The following is a 23923-nucleotide window of genomic DNA, read 5'->3' on the forward strand; positions in this document are numbered from 1 at the left end:
GTTCTCCCTTGATAGTCGAGTTATTTGCCGGCGCCGGCGATCTGGTCGCCGTCGCGGGTGAGGTAGTAGGCGCCGAGGATCGGCAGGAAAGTGACGAGCACCACGACCATGGCAACCACATTGGTCACCGGGCGCTGGCGCGGGCGGATCAACTCTTCGAGCATCCAGATCGGCAGCGTGGACTGCTGGCCGGCAGTGAAGGTGGTGACGATCACCTCGTCGAAGGAGAGCGCGAAGGCGAGCATGCCGCCGGCAAGCAGAGCCGTGCCGATGTTGGGCAGGATGATGTAGCGGAAGGTCTGGAAGCCGTCGGCGCCAAGGTCCATCGAGGCCTCGATCAGCGAGCCGGAAATCCGCCGGAAGCGGGCGACCGCATTGTTGTAGACGACGACGATGCAGAAGGTCGCGTGGCCGAGCACGATGGTCCAGAAGGAAAACGGAATATCGGCCATCGAGAAGGCGGAGCGCAGCGCAATGCCGGTGATGATGCCGGGCAACGCGATCGGCAGGATGACGAGCAGCGAGACCGTCTCGCGGCCGAAGAAGCGCGTCTGGCTGACGGCTGCGGCGCAGAGCGTGCCGAGCACCAGCGCGACCGCGGTTGCGATCGAGGCGACCTTGACCGAAAGCGTCAGCGCCGCCCAGACGTCGGGCCGGTTCCAGGCAACGGCGAACCACTGCATCGTCAGCCCCGGCGGCGGAAACTGATAGCTCTTTTCCTCCGTCGTGAACGCATAGAGGAAGATCAGGAGGATCGGCAGGTGCAGGAAGGCGAGGCCGGCGGCGGCCGCAATCTTCAGGCCCATCGGTGAGCGGTTTCGTTCAGAGCGCATCGAAGGCTCCCATGCGTTTGGCGACGAAGAGGTACGCGCCCATGATGACGATCGGGACGACCGTGAATGCGGCGGCCAGCGGGATGTTGCCGGCCGTGCCCTGCTGGGCATAGACGGCCTGGCCAATGAAGAGGCGCGACGAGCCGACGATCTGCGGGATGATGTAGTCGCCGAGCGTCAGCGAGAACGTGAAGATCGAGCCGGCGACGATGCCAGGAAGGGCCAGCGGAAAGAGCACGTAGCGGAAGGTCTGGGCCGGCGTGCCGCCGAGATCGGAGGAGGCCTCGATCAGGTTGCCGGGCACGCGCTCCAGCGCTGCCTGGATCGGCAGGATCATGAAGGGCAGCCAGACATAGACGAAGACGATGAAGGTGCCGGTGTAGCTGACCGAGAGCGAGTTGCCGCCGACCACGGGTAGCGACAGCCAACCGTCGAGCAGCCACATGAGATGCAGCTTTTCGAAGAACCAGGTGAGGATGCCCTCCTTGGCCAAAAGCAGCTTCCAGGCATAGATCTTGACCAGATAGCTCGACCAGAGCGGCAGCATGACGCCGAGATAGAAGAGCACCTTCCATTTCCCCTGTGCGTAGCGCGCGGCGTAATAGGCGATCGGGAAGGCGATGACGGCGGAAGCGACGGTGACGGTCGCCGCCATCAGCACGGTGCGCAGGATGATGTCGAGATTGGTTTCGCTGAGCAGTTGGCGATAGGTCGCGAGCGTGAACTCGTAGTTGATCAGGCCCGAGAAATCGTCGATCGAGAAGAAGCTCTGGAGCAGAAGCGCAAACAGCGAGCCGAGATAAACGACGCCGAGCCAGAGCAGCGGCGGGGCGAGCATGATCAACAGAAGCAGATGCGGGTGCTTCCAGAAGAAGTCCGACAGGCGGCCGGCGGGGCCTCGGCGTTCAGGCAGAACGAGGGGTTCGGCAAAGGCGGTCATGCGTCCTCCATCGGGTGCAGCTCGTTTGCGGCAAAGCTGATGGTGACGGGGCTGCCGAGCGCGGGCACGGCGAGCGCTGCGGGGCTGGCGACCGCGACGCGGGCGCCATCGACATCGACGACGACACGGTTGACGGCACCGAGGAAGCTATGGGCCGAGACGGTGCCCGAGAGGCTGAGCGCGCCATCTACCGGCTGGGCGAGGACGATCGCTTCGGGACGTAGGCTCGCAAAGGGTGCCTTCAGCCCGAGCCGCTGGCAGAGCTTTTGCGGCAGCACGTTGGACGAGCCGACGAAATCTGCGACAAACCGCGTCTTCGGCTGCTTGTAGACGTCTTCCGGGCTGCCAAGCTGCTGGATGCGGCCATCGTTGAAGACGGCGATGCGGTCGGCCATCGACAGCGCCTCGCCCTGGTCGTGGGTGACGAAGACGAAGGTGATGCCGAGCGACTTCTGCAGGCTCTTCAGTTCCTCCTGCATCTGCTCGCGCAGCTTCAGATCGAGCGCGCCGAGCGGCTCGTCGAGGAGCAACACCTTGGGCTTGTTGACAAGTGCCCGGGCGAGCGCCACGCGCTGGCGCTGGCCGCCGGAGAGTTGCCCGGGACGGCGGGTGCCATAGCCCGGCAGCTTGACCATGGCGAGTGCGTCCTCGGCCGCCTTGCGGCGCTCCTCGCGGCCGACACCCTTGACCATCAGCCCATAGGCGACGTTGTCGAGGATCGAGAGGTGCGGGAAGAGCGCGTAGTCCTGGAAGACGGTGTTGACGCTGCGGCGATAGGGCGGCACGCCCTCCGCCGTTTCGCCGAAGATCTCGATATGGCCACCGGTCGGCTGCTCGAAGCCGGCCATCAGGCGCAGGCAGGTGGTCTTGCCGGAGCCTGAGGGGCCGAGCATGGCGAAGAACTCGCCCTCGGCAATCTCGAGGTTCACGCCATCAACGGCGCGCACGGCGCCGAAGTGGCGGGAGACATTGTCGAAGAGAACGGCGGTGGTCATTGTATGGCTCCGGGAAATGTGGCCTCTCATCCGCCCTGCCGGGCACCTTCTCCGCGCAGGCGGGGCGAAGGGGACGTGCGGCGGGCGTCTTGCCTCAAGTTCACGCCCTACTGTTTGGCCGGGGGCGTTCCCTCTCCCCGCGTGCGGGGAGAGGGTCAGGGTGAGGGGCAAATGCTTGCGATAGGTCTGACGGCTTAGCGGCCGCCGATCACGCCGATATAGTCGGAGACCCAGCGGTGATAGGGCACGCATTCGCCCTGGCTTTCACACTTCGTCACCGGCGTCTTCCAGAACTTGACCTTGTCGAAGTCCTCGTAGCCGTTGGTCTTGCAGCCGGCGTCGGTCAAGAGTTCGTTGCCCTTGCAGGCCGCACCGACCGACGGGTTGGCGCCGAACCAGGCGGAGACGTCGCCCTGGACCTTCGGCGACAGCGAGTGCTCCATCCACATATAGGCGCAGTTCGGATGCTGGCTGTCGGCGTGCAGCATGGTGGTGTCGGCCCATCCGGTCACGCCTTCTTCCGGAATGGTCGAGGCGATCGGCAGCTTCTCGGCTTCCATCAGGTTGACCTGAAACGGCCAGGAGCCGGAGGCGACGACGCCTTCGTTCTTGAAGTCGTCGATCTGGATCATTGCGTCGTGCCAGTAGCGGCCGACGATCTTGCGCTGGCCGCGCAGCAGCTCGAGCGCTGCCTTGTACTGGTCTTCATTGAGTTCGTAGGGGTCCTTGATGCCGAGTTCCGGCTTGTGCTTCATCAGGTAGTTGGCAGCGTCGGCCACATGGATCGGGCCGTCATAGGCCTGGACGCGGCCCTTGTTGGACTTGCCGTCGGGCAGGTTCATTTCCTCGAAGACGACGTTCCAGCTCTTCGGCGCTTCGCCCTTGAAGGCGTCCTTGTTGTACATTAGCACGTTCGGGCCCCAGACGTAGGGCGTGCCGTAGTGGACGCCATTGACTGTGTACCAGGGCGCGTTCTGCATGCGCTCGTCGATCGTCTTCCAGCTCGGGATGAGATCGGTGTTGATCGGCTGGACGCGCTTGCCGGCGACGAGGCGCAGCGAGGCGTCGCCCGAGGCGGTGACAAGGTCGAAGCCGCCTTCGTTCATCAGCGCCACCATTTCGTCCGAGGTGGCGGCGGTCTTGACCGAGACCTTGCAGCCGGTCTGCTTTTCGAAATCCGTGACCCAGTCATAGGCCTTGTCGGTCTCGCCGCGCTCGATGTAGCCGGCCCAGGCGACGATGGAGAGTTCGCCTTCGCCCTTGCCGAGTTCCTTCAGCGGCTCCTGCGCGAAGGCCGGGGCGACAAGGCCGAGCGACAGGGTCAATGCCGTGCAGGATTTGAGCATCTGCTTCATCTGAATTCTCCCAGTTTTGAGCCGCGTTTTGCGGCTTCGTTCCCAGGATGAAGCGTGCCTTCATTTCACCGTATTCGCAAATTCATTAAACAGAATGTCGCTTTCTGTTTTTCCGATATCGACTACCCACCGGCACGCCAGGGATGTGGCTCTTTCCAGAAGAAAAACAATAAAAGCGATGAGTTAGCGCGGTCTGGCGCTCCTCAGCGCCTCGGCGATACCGACGAAATCGCGCGCCGATTGTGGCAGGCCGGAGCCCTTGCGCCAGACCATGCCGACCTGCACGACGGGAAGCGCGCCCGACACGTCGCGACTCTCGATGCGGTCGCCTTCCAGCGACCAGGGGCGGTAGACGAGGTCAGGCAAAAGCGCGATGCCGGCGCCTGTCGCCACCAGGCTGCGCACTGCTTCGACCGAGCGGGTGCGGAAGGCGACATGCGGGCGGGCGCCAAGTGCGGACAAAAGCTTGCCGGTGTTCTCCTCGATTTCGTCCACTGTCAGCATGATCAACGGTTCCTTGGCGATATCGCTGACGGAGATGATGTCGGCGCTGACCAAGGGATGTCCGATCGGCAGCCACAGGCGATAGGGCGAGGTCTCGAGGATTTCCGCCTGCAGCGCCATGCGGTCGCGCAGGTTGGAGATGACCATGACGGCGACATCGAGCTCGCCGCCGATCAGCAGATGTTCGAGATAGGAGCCGTTGTCCTCGATGGCGCTGACTTCCACGCCGGGGCAGGCGCGGCGGTATCGCGCCAGCAGATCGGAGAGCACGTAACCGGCCACAAGCGAGGTGACGCCGAGGTTGAGCTTGCCGCCGGTTTCCTCGCGGCTGTCGGAAAAGCTGCGGCGGGCGTCCGAGACATTGGAGAGGATCTTGGTGGCGTGGCGCAGGAACTGGTGGCCGTTGTGGGTGATCGACAGGCCGCGCGGATGCCGGTCGAAGAGCTCGACGCCGAGATCGCCTTCCAGCTCCTTGATCGCCTCGGTGATCGAGGATTGCGAGATCGACAGGTTCTGCGCCGCACGGGTGATCGACCCCTGTTCGGCGACGGCGACGAAATATTGCAACTGTCTGAAAGTGAAGGCCATGGCGAGAGTTAATAGGTGCGGGGCAGGGCTGGCAAGCGGGTGGCCGATGCAACCGGATCGACCGCCGATTTTTTCCCGTCATGTCGGTTTTCGGACAGAGAGCCGGAACGCCGGTGCTAAGCTGCAGGCGACTTCGGGATTGCAGGGAGGACGACGTGGATCAGGTGACCAAGCGGCCGATGCCGACGGAGGAGGGGATCCTCGCCTTTCATCGCCGCTGCGAGGACTTCTATCCCGCCGACGCGGTCGATGCCTCGATCGAACAGCAGCGCAAATGGTATGACGCGCTCTGCGCCGAATTCGATGCGCCGAGCCCGGCCGGGCTGACGTGCATGGATGAACTCGTCGACGGCCTTATCCCGACCCGGCGCTACCGGCCGGGCAAGGTCTCGAGCGAAACGCGCATCTATTACATCCATGGCGGCGGCTTCGTCGTCGGTTCGCTCGACAGCCATGATGCGATCTGTGCCGAGCTTGCGAATTTCGCTCAGGCCGAGCTGGTCTCGGTCGATTATCGGCTCGCGCCGGAGCATGTCTGGCCGGCTGCCTTTGACGACAGCTACGCAGTGCTGCAACACCTCCTGTCCGACGGCCGCCCGGTCGTCGTGGCCGGCGACAGCGCCGGCGGCAATCTCACGGCTGGCATCGTTCTCAAGGCACGGGCGGAAAGGCTTTCCGGCATCGTTGGCCAGGTGCTGATCTATCCCGGCCTTGGCGGCGATCTCGTGTCGGGTTCCTATGAGGAGATGGCCGAGGCGCCGGGGCTGACGACGGCCGATGTCAGCTACTATCGCGATATCCTCAAGGCGCCGGCGGACAATCCCTTCGCCGCGCCGCTGGCGGAAACGGATCTCTCGGGCCTGCCGCCGAGCTATGTAACCGGCGCCTTCTTTGACCCCTTGCGCGACGATGCCCGCATTTATGCGGCGCGGCTTGCTTTGGCGGGCGTGAACGTCACCTTCCGCGAGGAGCCGCAGATGATCCATGCGTGGCTGAGGGCGCGGCACATGAGCGAGGGCGCGCGCGAAGGCTTTCGCCGGCTGGCGGAAGGCGTGGCGGTCCTTGTCGGAACGCGGTGACGACCTGCTGTGTCCGTTTGTGAAGCGGGCCTAGCTCTTCGGCTTGAACACCAGCACCGGATTTGCCTGGAAGGCCTCGGGGAACAGGGTTCTCAAGTTCTCGATCTTCGGCAGGTCGTTGTAGACGATATAGGGGTGCGTCGGGTTTCGCGTCAGGAAATCCTGATGATAGTCCTCGGCAGCGTAGAAGCCCTTGAAGGGCGAAACCTGCGTGACGATCCTTGCCGGGAAGGCGGCTGATTTGCCGAGCTGGGCTATATAGGCATCGGCGATCCGCTTCTGTTCATCGGTGACGGTAAAGAGCGCCGATCGATACTGTGGGCCGTGATCCGGCCCCTGATAGTTGAGTTGGGTCGGATTGTGGGCGACGGAGAAGAACACCTGCAGCAGCCGGCCATAGGTGACGTCGCGCGGATCGAAGGTCACTTCCACCGCCTCCGCATGGCCGGTCTTGCCGCCGCTCACCGTTTCGTAGTCGGCGGTTGCCGCGGTGCCGCCGGAATAGCCGGAGACCGCTTTCTTCACGCCCTTAAGGTGCTGGAAGACGCCCTGCACGCCCCAGAAACAGCCGCCGGCAAAGACGGCGATTTCGGTCGAAGCGGATGACTTCTCGTCGAGTGACGGCGGCGGGATGACGACGGCCGGCTCCTGGGCGGCGGCGATGGGCGAAAACGCCAGCAACGCGGCGAAGACCGCGGTCAGTCTTGTGAGGGATCTGTCAGAGGTTTGTACCGACTTGCTGCGCGCCATCGCGTCCTCCCGTCGCCCGGCTCCAGCGCCGGCGTTCGATGACCTCATGTTTTCATGGGATTGGCAACGGTCAAATCGCGATCGCGTGCTTCACGCCAACGTGACGATCCGATACCAGTGGGCAAGCACGAGGCGCCGAGAACGAGGGACGATGACATGGCCGGAGAAACGGATCTCGCGAAACTGCTTTCGACGATGAACCCGGTGCTGTTTCCGCAGACCTACGTCTATTGTACCGTCGCCTATCAGGATCAGGCGCGCTACCAGGCGCTGGAGGCGCTTGCCACCTATCGCGAGGACGAGGGGCTGACCCTGGTCGTTACCCGCGCGGCCGCTGACGAGGCCGGGCTCGCCTATGGTCCGCTGCTTCGCCGCATCACGCTCAACGTGCATTCGGCGCTCGAGGCCGTGGGGCTGACGGCGGCCGTTTCGGCAGCGCTGACGCGCGAGGGCATCAGCGCCAATGTGATCGCCGCCTATTACCATGACCACATCTTCGTGCCGGAAGCGGATGCCGAGCGAGCGCTCGATGCGCTCCGGGCGCTGACCGTCGCCTGACTGGCCGTGTGCGCTCACATGAAGCGTGTGTCGGCGGGCGCGTTGAAGTGGTCGTCATCGCGGCCGTTTTCGTAGATGATCGGCGCCTCGGCGAGTTCCGCGTCGCTGACGCCATCGAGGCAGGCGACATTGACCGCGTAGAAATGGCCGATGAAATCCTTGTGGTAGCCGCGCGAGAAGGGCCGGACACCGCAGCGGCTGCAAAAATAATGATCGACGTCGCCTTCGATCCAGCTCGAATTGTCGGCCCGGTAGCTCGTCAGCCGGTCCTTGCTTGACGTGATCTCGAATTCTTCGCGCAGCGCAAATGCCTTCTGCATGCGCGTCTTGGCGCAGAAGGAGCAGTTGCAGCGGCGGATGCCCTCGGCGAGATCAAGCTGGCATTCGAAGGCGATGGCGCCGCAATGGCAGCTGCCGCGATAGAGCTTCTTCATCGGTTTCCTCCCTGGGATTGGACGCAGATCATCGCCCGCCGGCCATATGGCCCGCGCCGCTTGAGATTTGCGCTACTTTGCGTTTCCGGCCCGGCGCCTGGCGCCGTTAACCGGCGTTGCCCGAAGGCGCCGGCTGATCGGCGGCCACCTGCGCCTTGCCGTCACCGTCATCGCTGGCCTTGCGCAGGAGCAGGAAGGCGATGAGTGCGGTGCCGAGCGATAGCAGCACGCAGATCGAGGCGGTGAAGGCGAAGGACTGGGTGAAGACGTCGCGCGCCGCCGTCAGCAGCCGTTCGGCTTCTGCAGGTGGCAGGTCGGCAGCCACCGCGACCGCTCCGCCGAGCGTCTGCCGGGCGGCGGCAACGGTTTCCTCCGGCAGGCCGGTGACCACCAGCTGGTCCATGCGGCCGCGATAGGCCGAGGTCAGCAGGCTGCCGAGCACGGCAATGCCGAGCGCGCCGCCGAACTCGAAGCTGGTCTCCGAGATCGCCGAGGCGGCACCGGCGCGCTCCGGCGGGGCAGAGCCAACGATCATATCCGTCGTCAGCGTGCCGACCGGGGCAAAACCGAGGCAGAGCACCACGAGGCCTGTGGTGACGAGAAGCGGGCTGCTTGTGGTGCCGACCTGGGTGCAGATGGCAAAGCCGATCGCCGTCAGCACGAAGCCTGCCGCAATCAGGTTGGAGGCGGCAAAACGGGTGGCAAGCATCGGCACGGTCATCGAGGCGACAATCATCGCCACACCCGTCGGCACCGACCAGAGACCGGCGACGAAGGGCGTGAGCCCGAGCACCAGCTGCAGGTACTGTGCCACGAACAGGAAAGCGCCGAAGCCGACGAAGAGACCGAGGATATTGACGCCAAGGGCGGCGCTGAAGGCCGGCGTCCTGAACAGCGCCAGATCGATCAGCGGATCGGCGAGACGAAGCTGGCGCCGCGCAAACAGGATCGCGACGACGATGCCGAGCAGGATGAAGAAGACTGCGATCGTATCGAACCCGGCCTCGGCGATGTGCTTCATGCCGTAGATCACCGAAAGCACGGCGACGAGCGACTGGGCGGCGCTGACGAGATCGATCCGGCCGGCCTCGGGATCGCGGAATTCCGGCAGGAGGATCGGCCCGAGGATGAGGATCAGCACCATGACCGGCACGGCGAGCAGGAAGACCGAGCCCCACCAGAACTGCGACAGCATCAGCCCGCCGACCACGGGGCCGATGGCGCCGCCGGCCGAGAAGCTGGCGATCCACACCCCGATCGCAAACGTGCGCTGGCGGTCGTCGAGGAACATGTTGCGGATGAGCGAGAGCGTGGAGGGCGCAAGCGTTGCTGCCGCGACACCAAGCACCGCGCGCGCGATGATCAGCGTCTCGGCATTCCAGGCAAAGGCGGCGAAGATCGACGCCAGGCCAAAGGCGACCGAGCCGATCATCAGCAGGCGCCGGCGGCCGATGCGGTCGCCGAGCGTGCCCATGGTGATCAGCGAGCCTGCGACCATGAAGCCGTAGATATCGATGATCCACAGAAGCTGGGCGGCCGAGGGCTTGAGCTGTTCGGCAAGCTGCGGGACCGCGAGGTTCAGCACCGTCAGGTCCATGGAATAGAGCATGCAGGGCAGCGCCAGCACGGCGAGCCCGATCCATTCGCGCCGGGTCGCCTTCGGACCGGGCGCGTTTTCGGTTTCAAGGTTCGAAATTTCAGACATGGTCGACGTAATCCCTGAGCCGCTCGAGGCACTCGCCCCAGCCATCCTGGTGCGAGTCGCGCTCTTCGACGGTCTCGAATGGTGTTTGCTGGAAGGTGAGCCGCGTCTTGCCGCCGATATCGGCGAAGGAAACGGTGATCAGCGTGTCGCTGCCGGGCTCGCCGTCTTCGTCCCAGGCGAAGGTGAAGACCAGCTTCTCGGGCTCGCGCACTTCGCGAAAGATGCCGCTCATCCAATAGTCCTGGCCTTCGGGCGAGCGGATGCAGGCGCGCCAGGCCCCGCCCGGACGGAAGTCCATGTTGACCGAATGCGGCGTGAAGTCCTGCGGTCCCCACCAGCGCAACAGGTGCTCCGGCGTCGACCAGACCTTGAAGACGAGGTTTATCGGCGCCTCGAAGTCGCGCACGATTTCCAGGCTGATATCCTTGCGTGCTGCGTTTGCGGTCGCCGCTGTCATGATTCCTCCTCCTCTGGGCGCCCCAATACGCCCAGTCTTTAACCGTAGAGTTATTTAACTTAGCGGTTAATATCCGTGCGAAAAGGCGATTGTCAAGGCAGGCTCAAGCCGCGATCTGATTTTTGTCAATTTGGGCGGGGGAGGAAGGGTGGTCGCTTGCTTTTACGATGATACGTGCAGGCGCGCCTTGAGGCGGGCCAGCACCCGGACGAAGGCGCCGGGGTCCTCGAGGCTTCGGGCAAGGATCAGCGCGCCCTGGATGCCGCCGACGATTTCCTCGGCAAGGCCGTCGCACTCGGCGGCCGGTGTGCCGGCGCGTTCAAGCGTTGCGGATAGATCGGCACGCCAATCGGAGAAATAGCGGTTGAGTTCGCGGGCGAAGCGGTCGTGTGCGCCGCTCGTAGCGATCACCCCCATCAGGCAGAGGCGTCGGCCCTGGCGAAAGTAGCCGTCGACGGCGGCAAACATCGCGCCCAGCGCTGCGGCCGGGTCTTCCGCATTGCGTAGTGGCTCGAAGATGTGCGTGCGGAACCAGGCGGCGATATCGCCAAGCACGGCCTCTGCCATCTCCTCCTTCCCGCCGGGGAAGAAGTGGTAGAGGCTGCCTTTGCCAAGCCCGGTCTTCTCGGTGATCAGGCTGAGGCTGGTGCCGTCATAACCGTGCTCGCGGAAGATTTCCGCAAGCATGGCGATCACGTCCTTTCGCTCAGCGACGACGCGGCTCATGCGGGCTTCCTCGCGAGCGGATACTCGACCTTGGCGAAGCGGTGGAACAGCGCGCCAACGGCGACGAGAATAAGCGAGCCGGTCAGCACCGGGAAGAGCAGGAATTCGAAGCCGGGATCGGCGGCGAAGACGACGAGCGGGTTGGCGCCTGCCGGCGGATGGGTGATGCGCAATGCCGCCATCAGCGCGATCGCCGCGCCGACGGCGATGGCGACCGCCCACCATTCATTCGGAAAGACGGTTCTGAGGATCAGGCCGACGAGGGTGGCGACGAAGTGGCCGCCGACGACGTTGGCCGGCTGCGACAGCGGGCTCGCCGTGACGGAAAAGATCAGCACGCAGCTGGCGCCGAAGGGCGCCATCAACATGGGGTGGCCGACAAGGCCGGTGAGGGCGCCGACGGCGGCGATGGCGACGAGGCCGCCGATGCCGGCAATCAAGCCGCGGTTGATATGAACGGGAGGCTGATGACGCGAGAAGAAATGGCGCATGGTTGTACCAATCAGTAAACTCTTTACCGATTGGTACAATGACTTGTGTGAGATGTCAATGCGGGGCGGGGCAGCGCGTTGGAACCGGCCGCCCGTGCCCTTCACATGAAGTCGCGGGGGATGCGCTTCTTGAAATGCTTCTCGAAAATCCGTGTCTCGCCCTCATAGGCGACGACCTCCGCCTCGGTGATCCACTCGCTTTTCGTGCAGTGGAGCGTCGAGGTCGAGACGGTACGCACAGACCAGCCCTCGCGCTTGGCAACACAGGTCCAGGTCGAGGTTCCGATCATCGACGAGGGGTCGTCCGGTGCGATCGACCAGGTCTCGTCGCGGATATCCTGGGTGGCAAGGCCCGTACCCGGATGTTCTGAAAGCCCGGTGTCCTCGTAGATACGGTAATGGGTCATGCCGTGGGTCATGTCGCGCTCGACGGTGCGGCTCGAAATACCGCGCGTCAGCTCGCGATACTTTGGCAGCGGGTCGGGGTTCTCCGGCTCGGGCACGGCGATCTCCCTGTGGGCGCCGAGCAGGGGAAGGGCGAGCGAGAGGCTTGCTGTGTCGATCGAAAGGCCCGGATCGGTCGGGGTGGGAAGGATCAGCGGCCAATAGGAGGTCGAGAGCGACACCCGGATGCGATTTCCCGCGCGGAAGCGGTAGCCGCAGGCATCGAGCGTAAGCGTGATGCGCGTCTTGCGCCCGGGCTCCATGGCGCGCGGCTGGGCGTTGCCGTCGCGATGCGAAAGGTTGAGCACGCCGAAGGCGACGCGGGTGGCGGTACCGTCAGGATGCGCGTCGACGAGGCGCACGGCGAGATTGGCGGTCGGCTCCTGGCAGGTGACGTCGACGGTCAGCGTTGGCTGGCCGAGATAGTCGGCGGCTTCCAGTAGCGGTGCCGTCTCGAAGGTGAGCGAGCCGGCATCGTCGATGCGCTGGTCGCCGGCCATTTCGGCATCGGGCTTCAGCGTGAAATACTCGCCGGATGCCGTGCCGGTATCGAGTGGCGATTTCAGGTAGACCTCGCCGATGCCGGTGCCGCCGGCCGACGGCGTCAGCCGGCCGTCATGGGAGATGCCGAAGAGATGCATTTCCGGCGTTGCCCAGGCGTCCTTCGCCACCCAGCGGCCGGGATCGCTGTCACGCCGGAGCGACGGGCGGGGCCCGTCGAGAATATAGGCGCGCACCTGTGGCCCGTTCTCGGCGCCGTTTTCCTCGTCGCGCAGCCAGCGGTTCCACCAGCGGATCGCCTCGCCGTGGAAATCGGCGCGCGGCTTCGGAAAGGCGAAATGCGGGTACTTGTGCACCCAGGGGCCGATCAGCGCCTTGGTCTTGTCCCCAAGGCCTTCGACCGCCTTCAAGGGCGTGTTGCGGTAGCCGTCGGCCCAGCCGGCGATGACCAGCGCGGGGATCCCAACCCTGTCGAAATCTTCGCAGATCGATCCGTGCTGCCAGAATTCGTCGCGACGCTGGTGCTCCAGCCATTCCTCCATGAAGAAGGGCTCCTTCTCCAGCCGCTCCATCCACATCTGCTTCCAACGGTCGCCGACGATGGCGGGATCCGGCGAGCGCGACTGGTAGCCGAGCATGGTCGCCGCCCAGGACAGCTGGGCGGAGAGGTGGCAGCCGTTCTTGTAGTGGATGTCGTCGTTGTAGCGGTCGACGGTCGAGGCGATGGAGATGACGGCTTTCAGCGCCGGCGGCTTCAAGGCCGCGACCTGCAGGCAGTTGAAGCCGCCCCAGGAGATGCCCATCATGCCGACCTTGCCGTTTGACCAGGGCTGGGCGGCGATCCATTCGACGATCTCGCAACCGTCGGAAAGCTCGCGCGGCGTATATTCGCCGTCGATCACGCCTTCGCTTTCGCCGGAGCCTCTGATGTCGACGCGCACGCCGGCAATGCCGGCGGCGGCAAACACGGGATAGGTGGATTCGTCACGCAGGCTCGTGCCGCCCTGCTTGCGGTAGGGCAGGTATTCGAGCACGGCCGGAACCGGATCGGCCTCCGTGCCGGCCGGCATCCAGATGCGGGCGGCAAGCTCGGTGCCGTCCTTCAGCCGGATCCATTCGTTTTCGATGACTGTGAATTCGCGCTCTGACATGTGGTTCCAACGATCTCTTTGTTTTCTCGGGAAATGCCGGACGCGAGCCCGCGTCCGGCTTTCGTCGCAATGGCTTAGCTGTCGAACCAGACGCGGCTGCCGACGTAGCCGTTCGAGAGATCGTTGCCGATGTCGTCGACGAAGCCCTTGAGCGAAGCCGAGGCGGCGTTCACGTAATCGTTGAAGACGGGCAGGATCAGGCCGCCTTCGTCGCGCACGGTCATCGCCATGGTGTGGTACATTTCCTTGCGCTTGGCCTCGTCGAGCTCGGAGCGGGCCTGCAGCAGGAGCTTGTCGAAATCCTCGCGCTTGAAGCGGGTGTCGTTCCATTCGGCGGTCGAGAGATAGGAGGTCGAGTAGCGCGAATCCTGCGTCGGCCGGCCGCCCCAATAGGAGGCGCAGAAGGGCTGCACGTTCCAGACATTGGTCCAGTAGCCGTCTTCCGGCTCGCGGCGCACTTCGATCTCGATGCCCGCCTTCTTGGCGCTTTCCTGGAAGAGCACCGCGGCGTCGGCAGCACCCGGGAAGGCGGCGTCGGAGGTGCGCAGCAGGATCGGCCGGTCATGGCCGGACTTCTTGAAGTGGAAGGCCGCCTTGTCCGGGTCATAGGCGCGCTGCTCGATGCCTTCGGGCGCCAGCGCATAGTTGCCGTTGACGGGATAGTCGTTGCCGAGCGTGCCGAAGCCGCCGAGCACCCGGTCGAGGATCGCCTGTCGATCGACCGCATATTTCAGCGCCAGTCTGAGGTCGTTGTTGTCGAAGGGCGCGGTGTCGCAATGCATCAGGAAGCTGTAGAAGCCCTTGCCGGAGGTCCTGAGGATCTCGACGCGCGGGGCGCGCTTCAGGAGCGGCACGGTCTTTGGGTCGATGTTGTTGATGAAGTGGACCTGGCCGGAAGAAAGTGCTGCGATGCGCGCCGTCGTGTCGTTCATCACGATGATCTCGACACTGTCGACGAAGCCGCGGTCCGAGCGCCAGTCATCGGCGTTCTTCTCGAAGGTGGCGCGCAGGCCTGCCTCGTAGCTTGCAAGCTTGTAGGGGCCGGTACCAACAGGCGAGGCCGGATTGTCGACGCCGCCCTTCGGCTGGATGATCAGGTGATAGTCGGTCAGAAGCAGCGGCAGGTCGGCATTGCCTTCGGTGAGCGTCAGCACCAGGCTGCCTGCCTTCTCCTCGATCGTCTTGATCGAGCGCATCAGCCCGAGCGCGCCGGACTTCGAGCCTTCGTCCGCATGGCGCTTCAGCGTGGCGACGACGTCGGCAACGGTCAGCTTGCTGCCGTCGTGGAAGCTCACGTCGCTGCGGATCTTGAAGGTCCACTCGGACGCATCGGCCGAGGGCTCCCAAGATTCGGCAAGCGCCGGCAGGGGCGCGCCGGTCTTCGGGTCGGATTCGACCAGCGTATCACCCCAGAGGTGACCGATGACGAAGGAAACGGAACCGCTATAGGCGGCCGGGTCGAGCGAGTCCGTCGTGGCGCCGCCCTTGAGACCGAGCTTCAGATGGCCGCCACGCTTCGGCTCCTGAGCCCTTGCGTCCGTGGTGGCGAGCGTGCCGCCGAAACCGGCCGCAAGGCCCAATGCTGCCGTGCCGGCCAGGAAGCCGCGCCGGCTGAGGCCGGTCGAGGCAAGGCTCGCGGGGATAAGGAGGCCGTCAGGACGCTTCGTGAATTCGGTCATTCTAGGGTTCCCTTTGGAGTGATGCTTGTTAGGGAAAACCTAGCGTTTGCCGACCGGCACACAATTTCGCGACTTGACGCTTCTTTACGCTCTTTTACGCTACCTGAATGCTTCCTGTTCGACAGGGATTGGAAGCGCGTTGAATGGGGTTCGAAAAGCATCGTGCAGGACATCGACATCTTCGCCGCCAATCTCAAGTTTGCCTGCGCGACGCGACGGTCGATCTCGCAGATCTGTCGCGAAATCGGCATTAACCGCCAGCAGTTCAACCGCTACATCGGTGGCGAGGCGCGGCCATCGGCGCACAATGTGGCGCGCATTGCCCGCTTCTTCGGGCTTTCGGCCGAAGACTTCGCGTTGCCGGCCAAACAGTTCGAGGCCCGCATGACGCGCCCCGATCGGGACCGCTCGGATGCCGGCCTGCTGCTTGAGGGTTTCCCGGGCGACATCGCGGGCCTCCGGCGCCATGTCGGCTACTACCAGACCTATCACGTGTCGCTCTCCTGGCCGGGGCTGGTCGTCTGCTCCTGCGCCCGGATCTACGAGGAGGCAGGCTCGATCCGGGTGAAATCGATCGAGCGCATCCGCGATCCCGCAAACGAGATCCAGCAGTTCTCAAAATATGTCGGGCTCGTCACCTTCTGGCGAAACCGGATCTTCATCGCCGAGCGCAGCATCGGGCGCGAGCCGATGCTGGCGCAGACCATCCTTCTGCCGTTCGAAGTGCATCAGCGGGTCTATCTGCGCGGCACCACCATGGGGGTCTCCTGGCGCAAGGAAAACCTGCCTTACGCGTCCCGGATGATCTGGCGCTCGCTCGGGGCGCAGCCGGATCTGCGGCAGATGCTCTCACGCTGCGGCGTGCTGTCCTTCGGCTCGCGGCACCTGCCGCAGACGGTGCGAGCCTTCCTCGATACGCCCGATGCCGAGCTCTTGACCGTGCCGACCGAATATTGAGGCGGCGTCGCCATGTGGTAGGTTTCGCCGAACGCACCGATCGAGGAGGGGATCATGAAATCTGCTTTGGCCGCTATCGCCTGCCTTTGCTTCGCATTGCCGATGTCACCGGCAAAGGCCGAGGAGGCATGGGCGCCGATCCCGTCCTGTGCGCTTTCGGGTGCGTCCAGCGTGATGATCGGCGGGCAGCCGGCGCTGAGGCTTTCCGATGTCGCCAATTGCCCGCCGGAACTCTACGAGGTGGTGCCGAGCATCATGGTCGAAGGCCAGCCGGTGGTGCACTTCCGCGCCGGCAGCGGCGAAAAGGGCGACTGCTCGGCCAGGGGCGAGGCGACGGTGACCTTCGAAGGCGAGGCGGCGCAAAGGGTGGGCGACGTCGATTGCCGGCAGAAGTGACAGCTATCGTCAGACGAGCCTGGCCAACCGGGCACCCTCCCGAACGGCCGAAAGCGCCGGCGGATTGGAGATGGGATAGCCGGCAATGAAGCCCTCGACCGTGAACGACGGGAACTGGGTTTGCAGCCGCGACACGACCTCTGCCGCTTCCTCCATCTCGCCAAGGTGCGCGTGTGCCATCGCCTGGAACATCAGTGTGTTCGGCGATTCCTGCGAACTCTTTTCAAGCGCGGACAAGCACGCGCGATAGCGCCCGACGACGAAGAGAACGCGCGCGAACATGCCGTGGTACCAGGGCGGGCCGAGCGGGTTGAGCGAGAGGGCGCGCTCGATGAAGGGAATCCCGTCGGCGGGATCGCCGACGATCAGGGCCTTGGCTCCCGCGAGCAGCGCCAGCGTATCGGCGTTGTTTCTGCCATATTCGAGCGCCCGGGCGTGGGCCTCGGCGGCACCCGCCAGATCACCGATGCAGGCTTTGAAATCGCCGATACAGGTATGGCCGGCCGGATCCGTCGGATCGAGCCGCAGCGCCTCCTCGGCGGCGCTGCGCCAGTTCTTTCTTGCGCTTTCGAGGTCGTCGCCGAAGCCGTTCGCCGCCTGGATGGAATGGGCATAGGCAAGTTCGGTCCAGGCGCGCGCCCGCCCCGGATCGAGCTCGATCGAGCGCGTCAGCAATTGCATGGCGGCGGCGTTGCCATCGGGGCTGAAGCGATTGTGCTGTTCGACGCCCAGCAGGAAGTAGTCATAGGCTTGCAGGCTGCCCGGCGGCTTTTGCCGGCTCGCCTTGCGGCCGATGGCGGCCAGCGTGCCGAAGCAGCCGGCGAGCACGTTGATGACGCTTTCGGTGAGGCTGTCCTGCAGCGTCAGCACGTCCTCCATCGTGCGCTCGTAGCGCTCGCTCCAGAGCGTCATGCCGGTGCGGGTATCGGAAAGCTGGATCGTCAGGCGGACCCGCCGGTCGTCCGCGCGCAGCTGCCCGGTGATGGCATAGGTGGCGCCGACCGCCTGGACGTGGTCTTCGAAGCTTTCCGGCCGGTTGCCGAGCAGCTTCATTGTGTGGAAGGCGATCACGGGCAGATCGGCGAAGCGCGCGAGATCGACGCAGATGTCGGATGACAGCCCGTCGGCGAAACGGCGCCAGCGCTCCTCCGGATTGAGGCTTTCAATGGGAAAGACCGCGAGCGTCGGCGAGGCGGGCTCGGCGTCGCGCAACGGCGCGACCGCCTCGGTCGCCGTCCTGCCGGCCACCATCTGCGCGACCGCGGCGGCAAGCTCGATCTTGTTGCGAACGCCAAGCTTGCCGTAGATCGTCGCCAGATGCGTGCGCACCGTCGACGGCGCGATAAACAGCGCCTCGCCGATTTCGCGATAGGTCAGGCCGGCGGCGAAACGCTCGGCCACGGCGCGCTCGCGGTCTGACAAGGCTTCGGTGGCGACCTGTGGTGTCGGGATACGGTTCATGGCTGCTTCCTGCCATCTGACCGGGCCGTTTTCAATGGCGACATAAGGCAAGGTGCCACAGCGCCCCTTGCGCGTCCAACGGGGCGCGCGGTGCTGCAGGCAAAATACTACAAATGCAGGAGAGGAAAACACAGCAGCTGCGCGATGTGGGACGCGTTCCACGGGCCTAGAGTTCCGACAGTGTTTCAACGCCCTGAGGGGCAAGAAGAGGTGGGAGCGGCGATGAGCAGCCTGCTTTCGGGAATGTCCGATTTCTATCACGCCGTCCGGCTTGATCTCAACCAGCCGGCCAAGCATCTGGCCGACAGCCTCGGCCGCCACGATCCTTTCCGGATCCTTGTCGTCTGGGAGGACCGCGTTCGCGTCCGCGAGCAACTTCAGCTCATGGCGGATCAATATCCGGAGCGGCTCAAGGATATCGGGATGACGAGGGCTGAGGTTCGCGCAGAAACGAGCAAGGCCTTCTGGCAACGCTGAGCTTGCCTGACGAAGGCATGAGACGGCGGCACGCGATCGTGCCGCCGTCTCGTTTTTCAGTTGCCGGCGCTTTCCATGCGGCGTGTCTTCAGCACCCGCTCCAGCCAGCCGATTTCCATCTCCGGAACCGACTTCAACAGCAGGTCCGTGTAGTCGTCGAAGGGTGGCGACAGCACCTTCGACTTCGGCCCGAAGCGCACGAGGCGGCCGCGATGCATGACCGCGACGCTGTCGGCGATCGCCCGCACGATGGCGATGTCGTGGGTGATAAAGACATAGGAAACAGCGGTTTCCTCCTGAAGCTTCAGAAGCAGATTCAGGATGCCTTCGGCCACAAGCGGATCGAGTGCCGACGTCGGCTCGTCGCAGAGGATCAGCTCCGGCTTGGCGGCGAGCGCCCTTGCGATCGCCACGCGCTGCTTCTGGCCGCCCGAAAGTTCGGCCGGATAACGATCGAGGAAACGCGTTCCCATTTCGATCTGGTCGAGCAGTTCCTTGACCCGCTCCGTCTTCTTCTGGCCGTGCATGCCGAAGTAGAAGGAGAGCGGTCGACCGACGATGTCTCGCACCGTCTGGCGCGGGTTCATCGCCGTATCGGCCATCTGGTAGATCATCTGGATGCGGCGGAGCTCGTCGTTGCTGCGGCCTTTCAGCGCCCGCGGCAGCTCCTTGCCCTCGAAGGTGATGCGCCCCTCGGTCGGCGGCAAAAGCCCGGTGATGACGCGGGCAAGGGTGGACTTGCCCGAGCCGCTTTCGCCGACGATCGCCAGTGTCTGGCCTTTCGGCAGATGCATCGAGACATCATGCAGCACCTTGAAGCCGTTGGCATAGCCGGCGCTGATATGCTCGATCTTCAACTGCGTCCCGGTCTGGTCGGCGGCTTCCTCGCGTTTCGTCTGGCGGACGCTGACGAGTGCCCGGGTGTAATCCTCGCGCGGCTCTTCGATGATCTGCTTCGTCGAGCCGTATTCCACCGTCTTGCCATGGCGCAGCACCATGATGTCGTCGGAGATCTGGGCGACGACGGCGAGGTCGTGGGTGATGTAGAGGGCTGCCGTGTGCGTCTCTTCGATCGCATGCTTGATCGCGGCGAGCACGTCGATCTGGGTGGTGACGTCGAGCGCGGTCGTCGGCTCGTCGAAGACGATCAGCTCCGGGTTGGGGCAGAGCGCCATGGCGGTCATGGCGCGCTGCAGCTGGCCGCCGGAGACCTGGTGCGGATAGCGCTCGCCAAAGGTCTCCGGATTGGGCAGACCGAGCACGCGGAAGAGATAGAGCGCCCGCTTCTTAGCCTCCTCGCGGCTCATGATGCCGTGGCGGAGCGACGCCTCGATCACCTGGTCGCCAAGCCGATGCGCCGGATTGAAGGCGGCCGCTGCCGATTGCGCGACGTAGCAGACGCGGGCGCCGCGGATCGAGCGGATGCCGTTCTTGTCGAGCGTCAGAATGTCCTTGCCGTCGAGCAGGACCTGGCCGCCAGTGATGCGCACGCCGCCGCGGCCATAGGCGAGCGCCGAAAGGCCGATGGTCGACTTGCCGGCGCCGGACTCGCCGATGAGGCCGAGCACCTTGCCCTTCTGAACGTCGAAGGAGACGCCCTCGACGAGGGTGACGACCTTCGGCGGTTCGCCCGGCGGGTAGCTGGTCGCTTCGATCTTCAAGTTCTTGACGGAGAGCATCTCAGGCATCGCCGCGTCCTCCCTTGAGGCTCGAGGTTCTCTTCATCAGCCAGTCGACCACGAGGTTGACGCAGATCGCGAGCGTCGCGATCGCAGCACCGGGGATGAGCGCTGCCGAAATGCCGAAGATGATGCCGTCCTTGTTGTCCTTGACCATGCCGCCCCAGTCGGCTGCCGGCGGCTGGATGCCGAGGCCGAGGAAGGAGAGGGTGGAGAGGAACAGGATCGAGAAGGCGAAGCGCAGGCCGAATTCGGCCAAGAGCGGCGACAGCGTGTTCGGCAGGATCTCGCGGAAGATGATCCAGAGCGAACCTTCGCCACGCAGCCTTGCCGCCTCGACGAACTCCATGACCGCGACATCGAGCGCCACGGCGCGGCCGATGCGGAAGACGCGGGTACTGTCGAGTACCGCCATCACCAGGATCAGGATCCACAGATGCTGCGGCAGGACGGCGAGAACGACGAGGGCGAAAATGAGCGTCGGAATCGCCATCATCAGGTCGTTGAAGCGGGAAAACAGCTGGTCCGTGAAACCACCGACAACAGCGGCGGTGAAGCTCAGGATCATGCCGAGCGAGAAGGAAAGCACGGTTGCCGCAAATGCCACGAAGATGGTGGTGCGGGCGCCATAGATCAGACGCGACAGCAGGTCGCGGCCGAGATTGTCGGTGCCGAGCAAGAAGTCGCCGCCGGCCGGAAGCCAGACGTCGCCAACCACGTCGCGTTCGCCGAAGGGGGCGATGACAGGCGCAAAGAGGGCGCAGAAGATCGCAATCGCGATGCCGGCGATGCCGATCCAGGCGCTGAAGGGGATGGATCTCAGGTTCATCGCGGATGCCTCAGTCTCGGGTTGGCGATGATCGCGAGAATGTCGGCCGCCATGTTCAGGAAGATGTAGAAGGCGGCAAAGATCAGACCGCAGGCCTGAACGACCGGCATGTCGCGCACGGTCACCGCATCCACCATATATTGGCCCATGCCCGGATAGACGAAGACCACTTCGACCACGACGACGCCGACCACGAGATAGGCCAGGTTGAGCGCAATGACGTTGATGACCGGCGCCACCGCATTGGGGGCGGCGTGACGCGCGATGATGCGGAACATGCCGAGGCCCTTCAGCTCCGCCGTCTCGACATAGGCCGACGACATGACGTTGAGGATCGCCGCGCGGGTCATGCGCATCATGTGGGCGAGAACGACGAGAACGAGGGTCGCGACGGGAAGCGCGATCGCCGAGAGACGTTCGGTGAAGCTCATGCTGTCATAGACGGTCGCGGGGAAGGTCGCGACGCCGTATTTGACGGCGAAGAACATGATCAGGAGATAGCCGACGAAGAACTCGGGCAGCGAGATCGCCGCGAGCGAGACGACGTTGATGATCTTGTCGGGCAGCCGGTTGCGGAACTGCACCGCCAGCATACCGAGGCCGACGGCGAGCGGTACGGAGACGAGGGCTGCGAAGAAGGCAAGGAACAGCGAGTTGCCGAGGCGCTTGGAAATCTGCTCGCCGACCGAGTTCTTGCTCGCCCAGGAGGTGCCGAAATCGCCTTGGACAGCGCCCCCGAGCCAGGAGACGTAACGTTCGGTCCAGGGCCGGTCGAGGCCGAGATCCTTGCGGATGTTTTCGACCGCCTGCGGCGTTGCCGACTGGCCGAGATAGGTGGTGGCGAAGTCGCCGGGAAGCGCCTCGATGCCGCCGAAGATCATCAGCGATACGGCGAAGAGAAGGCCGACGCTCAAGCCGAGGCGCTGCAGGATCAGCGCCGCGAGCGGGCGGCGGAAGGTGAAGCGCCGCCAGAAGGTGCCGCCGATTTCACCATTCGAGGGATTGGCGGCAGGGTTGGGTTTTGCTGGTACTCCGGAAAGTTCGGCAGACCGCGGGTGTGTTGCACCCGCGGTTCCATCCGTCGGAACCGGACCAGTGAGCGGTCCGCTTTCCATCATCATGCGTCCAGCCATACCCGGGTTGCGACATAGCCGTTCGACATGTCGTTGCCGATGTCATGCACGTAGCCTTTCACCTGCTTGGTGGAGGCGTTCACGAAGTCGTTGAACATCGGCAGGATCAGGCCGCCTTCGTCACGCACCATCATGGCCATGGTGCGGTACATGTCCTTGCGCTTGGCCTCGTCGAGTTCCGAGCGGGCCTCGAGCAGGATCTTGTCGAAATCCGGACGCTTGAAGCGGGTGTCGTTCCAGTCGGCGGTCGAAAGATAGGCGGTGGAGTACATCTGGTCCTGGGTCGGACGGCCGCCCCAGTAGGAGGTGGAGAAGGGCTGCACGTTCCAGACGTTGGTCCAGTAGCCGTCGCCCGGCTCGCGCTTGACCTCGATCTCGATGCCCGCCTTCTTGGCGCTTTCCTGGTAGAGCACCGCTGCATCGACAGCACCCGGGAAGGCGACGTCGGAGGTGCGCAGCAGTACCGGACCGCTGTGGCCGGATTTCTTGTAGTGGAAGGCCGCCTTGTCCGGATCATAGGCACGCTGCTCGATGCCTTCGGGGAAGAGGGCGTAGGTGTCGTTGATCGGGAAGTCGTTGCCGACCTTGCCGTAGCCGCCGAGGATGCGCTGGACCATGGTCTCGCGGTCCATCGAATATTTCAGCGCCATGCGCAGGTCGTTGTTGTCGAAGGGTGCTGTGTTGCAATGCATGATGAACACGTAATGGCCGCGGCCGGACGTGTTCAGGATCTCGACCGTCGGCGCCTTCTTCAGAAGGTTGACCGTCTTCGGATCGACGCGGTTGATGTAGTGCACCTGGCCGGAGGAAAGCGCGGCGATGCGGGCCGTGGCGTCGTTCATGGCGATCAGCTCGACCGAGTCCACATAGCCGCGGTCGGTGCGCCAGTCGTCGGCATTCTTCTCGAAGGTGGCACGAACGCCGGCTTCGAAGCTCGTCACCTTGAAGGGGCCGGTGCCGATCATCGCGTCCGGCTTGTCGATGCCGCCGCCCGGCTGGATGATGAGGTGATAGTCGGTCAGAAGCAGCGGCAGGTCGGCATTGCCTTCGGTCAGCACGAGCACCAGCTTGTCGCCGTCGGCCTTGATTTCCTTGATCGACTTCATCACGCCGAGCGCGCCGGATTCAGACTTTTCGTCGGTGTGGCGCTGCAGCGTCTTGATGACGTCGTCGAGCGTCAGCTCCTTGCCGTCGTGGAATTTTACGCCCTTGCGGATGGTAAAGGTCCAGGTCGACGCGTCGGTCGAGGGCTCCCAGGATTCGGCGAGTGCCGGCACCGGCGCGCCGGTCGTCGGGTGGCTTTCGACGAGCATGTCGCCCCAGTTGCGGCCGACGACGAACATGAATTGCGACAGCGCCTTGGCCGGGTCCTTCGAGTCGGTGGCGGCAGCGCCTTCGAGACCGAGTTTCAGGTGACCGCCGCGCTTCGGCTCCTGCGCTGCAGCGCTGGTGGCAAACAAAGTGCCGGCCGTCGAGGCGAGAATGCCGGCTGCTGCCGCGCGGCCCAAAAACTCGCGCCGGTTCATCTTGCCGAGCATGACCTGTCGTGTGAGGTAATCCTTGTAATCGCTCATTCCCCTGTTCCCTTTTCTCGTCGGCATTCGCCGTTCGTTGTGGTTGGTAGAGATTGCTGCGTACAGCCATTGTATCGATGGCTTCGGACTGGGCCGGAGGGCCGCTTGTTTTCTTCCGGGTTCTTGTCTCTCCTTCCTTCTGGCCGGGCGTCCTTCGTTCAGATCGATAAGCGTAATCGCTGGAACTCTTGTTGTAACGCCCTAAATTATAATTTATTTCCATAAGC

General features: G+C 64.2%; 23 protein-coding genes. 5 read left to right on the plus strand and 18 right to left on the minus strand.

The window, feature by feature from the left end; genetic code table 11:
- Positions 1-20: 20 nt before the first annotated feature.
- From IB262_RS00295 to IB262_RS00315, 5 genes are all read right to left on the minus strand, one after another.
- Positions 21-833, minus strand: coding sequence for an ABC transporter permease (locus IB262_RS00295; protein ID WP_112974965.1), 813 nt, complete (start codon positions 831-833; stop codon positions 21-23).
- Complete coding sequence (locus IB262_RS00300) at positions 823-1773, minus strand: ABC transporter permease (protein ID WP_192493345.1); 951 nt, start codon at positions 1771-1773, stop codon at positions 823-825. Before IB262_RS00300 ends, IB262_RS00295 begins: the two co-directional genes overlap by 11 nt.
- Positions 1770-2768, minus strand: coding sequence for an ABC transporter ATP-binding protein (locus tag IB262_RS00305; protein WP_029742593.1), 999 nt, complete (start codon positions 2766-2768; stop codon positions 1770-1772). The genes IB262_RS00300 and IB262_RS00305 overlap by 4 nt, the downstream gene beginning before the upstream one ends.
- A 194-nt stretch (positions 2769-2962) precedes the next feature.
- Positions 2963-4123 (minus strand): ABC transporter substrate-binding protein, encoded by a 1161-nt coding sequence (locus tag IB262_RS00310; protein WP_029742594.1) that lies wholly within the window; start codon positions 4121-4123, stop codon positions 2963-2965.
- Positions 4124-4306: 183 nt separating this feature from the next.
- Positions 4307-5215, minus strand: a complete 909-nt coding sequence (locus IB262_RS00315) for a LysR family transcriptional regulator (RefSeq protein ID WP_029742595.1) — start codon at positions 5213-5215, stop codon at positions 4307-4309.
- Positions 5216-5370: 155 nt separating this feature from the next.
- Here IB262_RS00315 and IB262_RS00320 point away from each other — a divergent pair, with 155 nt between their 5' ends.
- Positions 5371-6294, plus strand: coding sequence for an alpha/beta hydrolase (locus IB262_RS00320; RefSeq protein ID WP_192357097.1), 924 nt, complete (start codon positions 5371-5373; stop codon positions 6292-6294).
- A 30-nt stretch (positions 6295-6324) separates the two neighbouring features.
- Here IB262_RS00320 and msrA read toward each other — a convergent pair whose 3' ends face one another.
- Positions 6325-7044, minus strand: coding sequence for a peptide-methionine (S)-S-oxide reductase MsrA (gene msrA, locus IB262_RS00325; RefSeq protein WP_112974964.1), 720 nt, complete (start codon positions 7042-7044; stop codon positions 6325-6327).
- 156 nt (positions 7045-7200) lie between these two features.
- On the opposite strand from msrA, the gene IB262_RS00330 reads away from it, so the two are divergent.
- Complete coding sequence (locus IB262_RS00330; protein ID WP_029742599.1) at positions 7201-7602, plus strand: ACT domain-containing protein; 402 nt, start codon at positions 7201-7203, stop codon at positions 7600-7602.
- A 14-nt stretch (positions 7603-7616) separates the two neighbouring features.
- Here the strand turns inward: IB262_RS00330 and IB262_RS00335 are convergent, their stop codons facing one another.
- From IB262_RS00335 to IB262_RS00365, 7 genes are all read right to left on the minus strand, one after another.
- Positions 7617-8036 (minus strand): GFA family protein, encoded by a 420-nt coding sequence (locus IB262_RS00335; RefSeq protein WP_060515877.1) that lies wholly within the window; start codon positions 8034-8036, stop codon positions 7617-7619.
- Positions 8037-8142: 106 nt separating this feature from the next.
- Positions 8143-9741: an MFS transporter gene (locus IB262_RS00340; RefSeq protein ID WP_060582776.1), complete on the minus strand. Its 1599-nt coding sequence runs from the start codon at positions 9739-9741 to the stop codon at positions 8143-8145.
- A complete protein-coding gene (locus IB262_RS00345; protein WP_034792113.1) occupies positions 9734-10198 on the minus strand; it encodes an SRPBCC domain-containing protein in 465 nt (154 codons plus the stop codon). The genes IB262_RS00340 and IB262_RS00345 overlap by 8 nt, the downstream gene beginning before the upstream one ends.
- 162 nt (positions 10199-10360) lie before the next feature.
- Positions 10361-10924 carry a TetR/AcrR family transcriptional regulator gene (locus tag IB262_RS00350; RefSeq protein ID WP_192493346.1) on the minus strand — a complete coding sequence of 188 codons (564 nt, stop codon included), beginning with the start codon at positions 10922-10924 and terminating at the stop codon, positions 10361-10363.
- Positions 10921-11415, minus strand: coding sequence for an HPP family protein (locus IB262_RS00355; RefSeq protein WP_034792117.1), 495 nt, complete (start codon positions 11413-11415; stop codon positions 10921-10923). Before IB262_RS00355 ends, IB262_RS00350 begins: the two co-directional genes overlap by 4 nt.
- Before the next feature lie 101 nt (positions 11416-11516).
- A complete protein-coding gene (locus IB262_RS00360; protein ID WP_060582613.1) occupies positions 11517-13511 on the minus strand; it encodes a CocE/NonD family hydrolase in 1995 nt (664 codons plus the stop codon).
- A 74-nt stretch (positions 13512-13585) separates the two neighbouring features.
- Positions 13586-15190 (minus strand): ABC transporter substrate-binding protein, encoded by a 1605-nt coding sequence (locus IB262_RS00365; protein WP_192493347.1) that lies wholly within the window; start codon positions 15188-15190, stop codon positions 13586-13588.
- 162 nt (positions 15191-15352) lie between these two features.
- Between IB262_RS00365 and IB262_RS00370 the strand changes: the two genes are divergently transcribed.
- Together IB262_RS00370 and IB262_RS00375 are read left to right on the plus strand one after the other, a co-directional pair.
- Positions 15353-16147 carry a helix-turn-helix transcriptional regulator gene (locus IB262_RS00370; RefSeq protein WP_060582615.1) on the plus strand — a complete coding sequence of 265 codons (795 nt, stop codon included), beginning with the start codon at positions 15353-15355 and terminating at the stop codon, positions 16145-16147.
- A gap of 54 nt (positions 16148-16201) precedes the next feature.
- Positions 16202-16543, plus strand: coding sequence for a PAAR domain-containing protein (locus tag IB262_RS00375; RefSeq protein WP_192493348.1), 342 nt, complete (start codon positions 16202-16204; stop codon positions 16541-16543).
- 9 nt (positions 16544-16552) lie between these two features.
- Here IB262_RS00375 and IB262_RS00380 read toward each other — a convergent pair whose 3' ends face one another.
- Entirely contained in the window at positions 16553-18004 is a 1452-nt protein-coding gene (locus tag IB262_RS00380) for a LuxR C-terminal-related transcriptional regulator (protein ID WP_113553682.1), read from the minus strand.
- Between the two features lie 222 nt (positions 18005-18226).
- On the opposite strand from IB262_RS00380, the gene IB262_RS00385 reads away from it, so the two are divergent.
- Positions 18227-18481, plus strand: a complete 255-nt coding sequence (locus IB262_RS00385) for a hypothetical protein (protein ID WP_029742610.1) — start codon at positions 18227-18229, stop codon at positions 18479-18481.
- A gap of 56 nt (positions 18482-18537) precedes the next feature.
- Here the strand turns inward: IB262_RS00385 and IB262_RS00390 are convergent, their stop codons facing one another.
- From IB262_RS00390 to IB262_RS00405, 4 genes are read right to left on the minus strand one after another with little or no spacing between them, the layout of a single operon-like run.
- On the minus strand, positions 18538-20169 hold the full coding sequence (locus IB262_RS00390; protein ID WP_029742611.1) for an ABC transporter ATP-binding protein: 1632 nt from the start codon (positions 20167-20169) through the stop codon (positions 18538-18540).
- A complete protein-coding gene (locus IB262_RS00395) occupies positions 20162-20989 on the minus strand; it encodes an ABC transporter permease (RefSeq protein ID WP_029742612.1) in 828 nt (275 codons plus the stop codon). The genes IB262_RS00390 and IB262_RS00395 overlap by 8 nt, the downstream gene beginning before the upstream one ends.
- Positions 20986-22122: an ABC transporter permease gene (locus tag IB262_RS00400; RefSeq protein ID WP_029742613.1), complete on the minus strand. Its 1137-nt coding sequence runs from the start codon at positions 22120-22122 to the stop codon at positions 20986-20988. The genes IB262_RS00395 and IB262_RS00400 overlap by 4 nt, the downstream gene beginning before the upstream one ends.
- A complete protein-coding gene (locus tag IB262_RS00405; RefSeq protein WP_029742614.1) occupies positions 22107-23696 on the minus strand; it encodes an ABC transporter substrate-binding protein in 1590 nt (529 codons plus the stop codon). The genes IB262_RS00400 and IB262_RS00405 overlap by 16 nt, the downstream gene beginning before the upstream one ends.
- Between the last annotated feature and the right edge of the window lie 227 nt (positions 23697-23923).

It is taken from the genome of Ensifer sp. ENS02 (assembly GCF_014851885.1).
GTDB classification, from domain to species: Bacteria; Pseudomonadota; Alphaproteobacteria; order Rhizobiales; family Rhizobiaceae; genus Ensifer; species Ensifer adhaerens.

Bases quoted from the DNA above. Each gene is read 5' to 3' on its own strand.
- IB262_RS00380 (WP_113553682.1), bottom strand. From the start codon at position 18,004: ATGAACCGTATCCCGACACCACAGGTCGCCACCGAAGCCTTGTCAGAC.
- IB262_RS00345 (WP_034792113.1), bottom strand. From the start codon at position 10,198: ATGACAGCGGCGACCGCAAACGCAGCACGCAAGGATATCAGCCTGGAA.
- IB262_RS00335 (WP_060515877.1), bottom strand. From the start codon at position 8,036: ATGAAGAAGCTCTATCGCGGCAGCTGCCATTGCGGCGCCATCGCCTTC.
- IB262_RS00310 (WP_029742594.1), bottom strand. From the start codon at position 4,123: ATGAAGCAGATGCTCAAATCCTGCACGGCATTGACCCTGTCGCTCGGC.
- IB262_RS00395 (WP_029742612.1), bottom strand. From the start codon at position 20,989: ATGAACCTGAGATCCATCCCCTTCAGCGCCTGGATCGGCATCGCCGGC.
- IB262_RS00340 (WP_060582776.1), bottom strand. From the start codon at position 9,741: ATGTCTGAAATTTCGAACCTTGAAACCGAAAACGCGCCCGGTCCGAAG.
- IB262_RS00365 (WP_192493347.1), bottom strand. From the start codon at position 15,190: ATGACCGAATTCACGAAGCGTCCTGACGGCCTCCTTATCCCCGCGAGC.
- msrA (WP_112974964.1), bottom strand. From the start codon at position 7,044: ATGGCGCGCAGCAAGTCGGTACAAACCTCTGACAGATCCCTCACAAGA.
- IB262_RS00315 (WP_029742595.1), bottom strand. From the start codon at position 5,215: ATGGCCTTCACTTTCAGACAGTTGCAATATTTCGTCGCCGTCGCCGAA.
- IB262_RS00300 (WP_192493345.1), bottom strand. From the start codon at position 1,773: ATGACCGCCTTTGCCGAACCCCTCGTTCTGCCTGAACGCCGAGGCCCC.
- IB262_RS00385 (WP_029742610.1), top strand. From the start codon at position 18,227: ATGAGCAGCCTGCTTTCGGGAATGTCCGATTTCTATCACGCCGTCCGG.
- IB262_RS00405 (WP_029742614.1), bottom strand. From the start codon at position 23,696: ATGAGCGATTACAAGGATTACCTCACACGACAGGTCATGCTCGGCAAG.
- IB262_RS00360 (WP_060582613.1), bottom strand. From the start codon at position 13,511: ATGTCAGAGCGCGAATTCACAGTCATCGAAAACGAATGGATCCGGCTG.
- IB262_RS00355 (WP_034792117.1), bottom strand. From the start codon at position 11,415: ATGCGCCATTTCTTCTCGCGTCATCAGCCTCCCGTTCATATCAACCGC.
- IB262_RS00400 (WP_029742613.1), bottom strand. From the start codon at position 22,122: ATGGCTGGACGCATGATGATGGAAAGCGGACCGCTCACTGGTCCGGTT.
- IB262_RS00350 (WP_192493346.1), bottom strand. From the start codon at position 10,924: ATGAGCCGCGTCGTCGCTGAGCGAAAGGACGTGATCGCCATGCTTGCG.
- IB262_RS00375 (WP_192493348.1), top strand. From the start codon at position 16,202: ATGAAATCTGCTTTGGCCGCTATCGCCTGCCTTTGCTTCGCATTGCCG.
- IB262_RS00305 (WP_029742593.1), bottom strand. From the start codon at position 2,768: ATGACCACCGCCGTTCTCTTCGACAATGTCTCCCGCCACTTCGGCGCC.
- IB262_RS00295 (WP_112974965.1), bottom strand. From the start codon at position 833: ATGCGCTCTGAACGAAACCGCTCACCGATGGGCCTGAAGATTGCGGCC.
- IB262_RS00330 (WP_029742599.1), top strand. From the start codon at position 7,201: ATGGCCGGAGAAACGGATCTCGCGAAACTGCTTTCGACGATGAACCCG.
- IB262_RS00390 (WP_029742611.1), bottom strand. From the start codon at position 20,169: ATGCCTGAGATGCTCTCCGTCAAGAACTTGAAGATCGAAGCGACCAGC.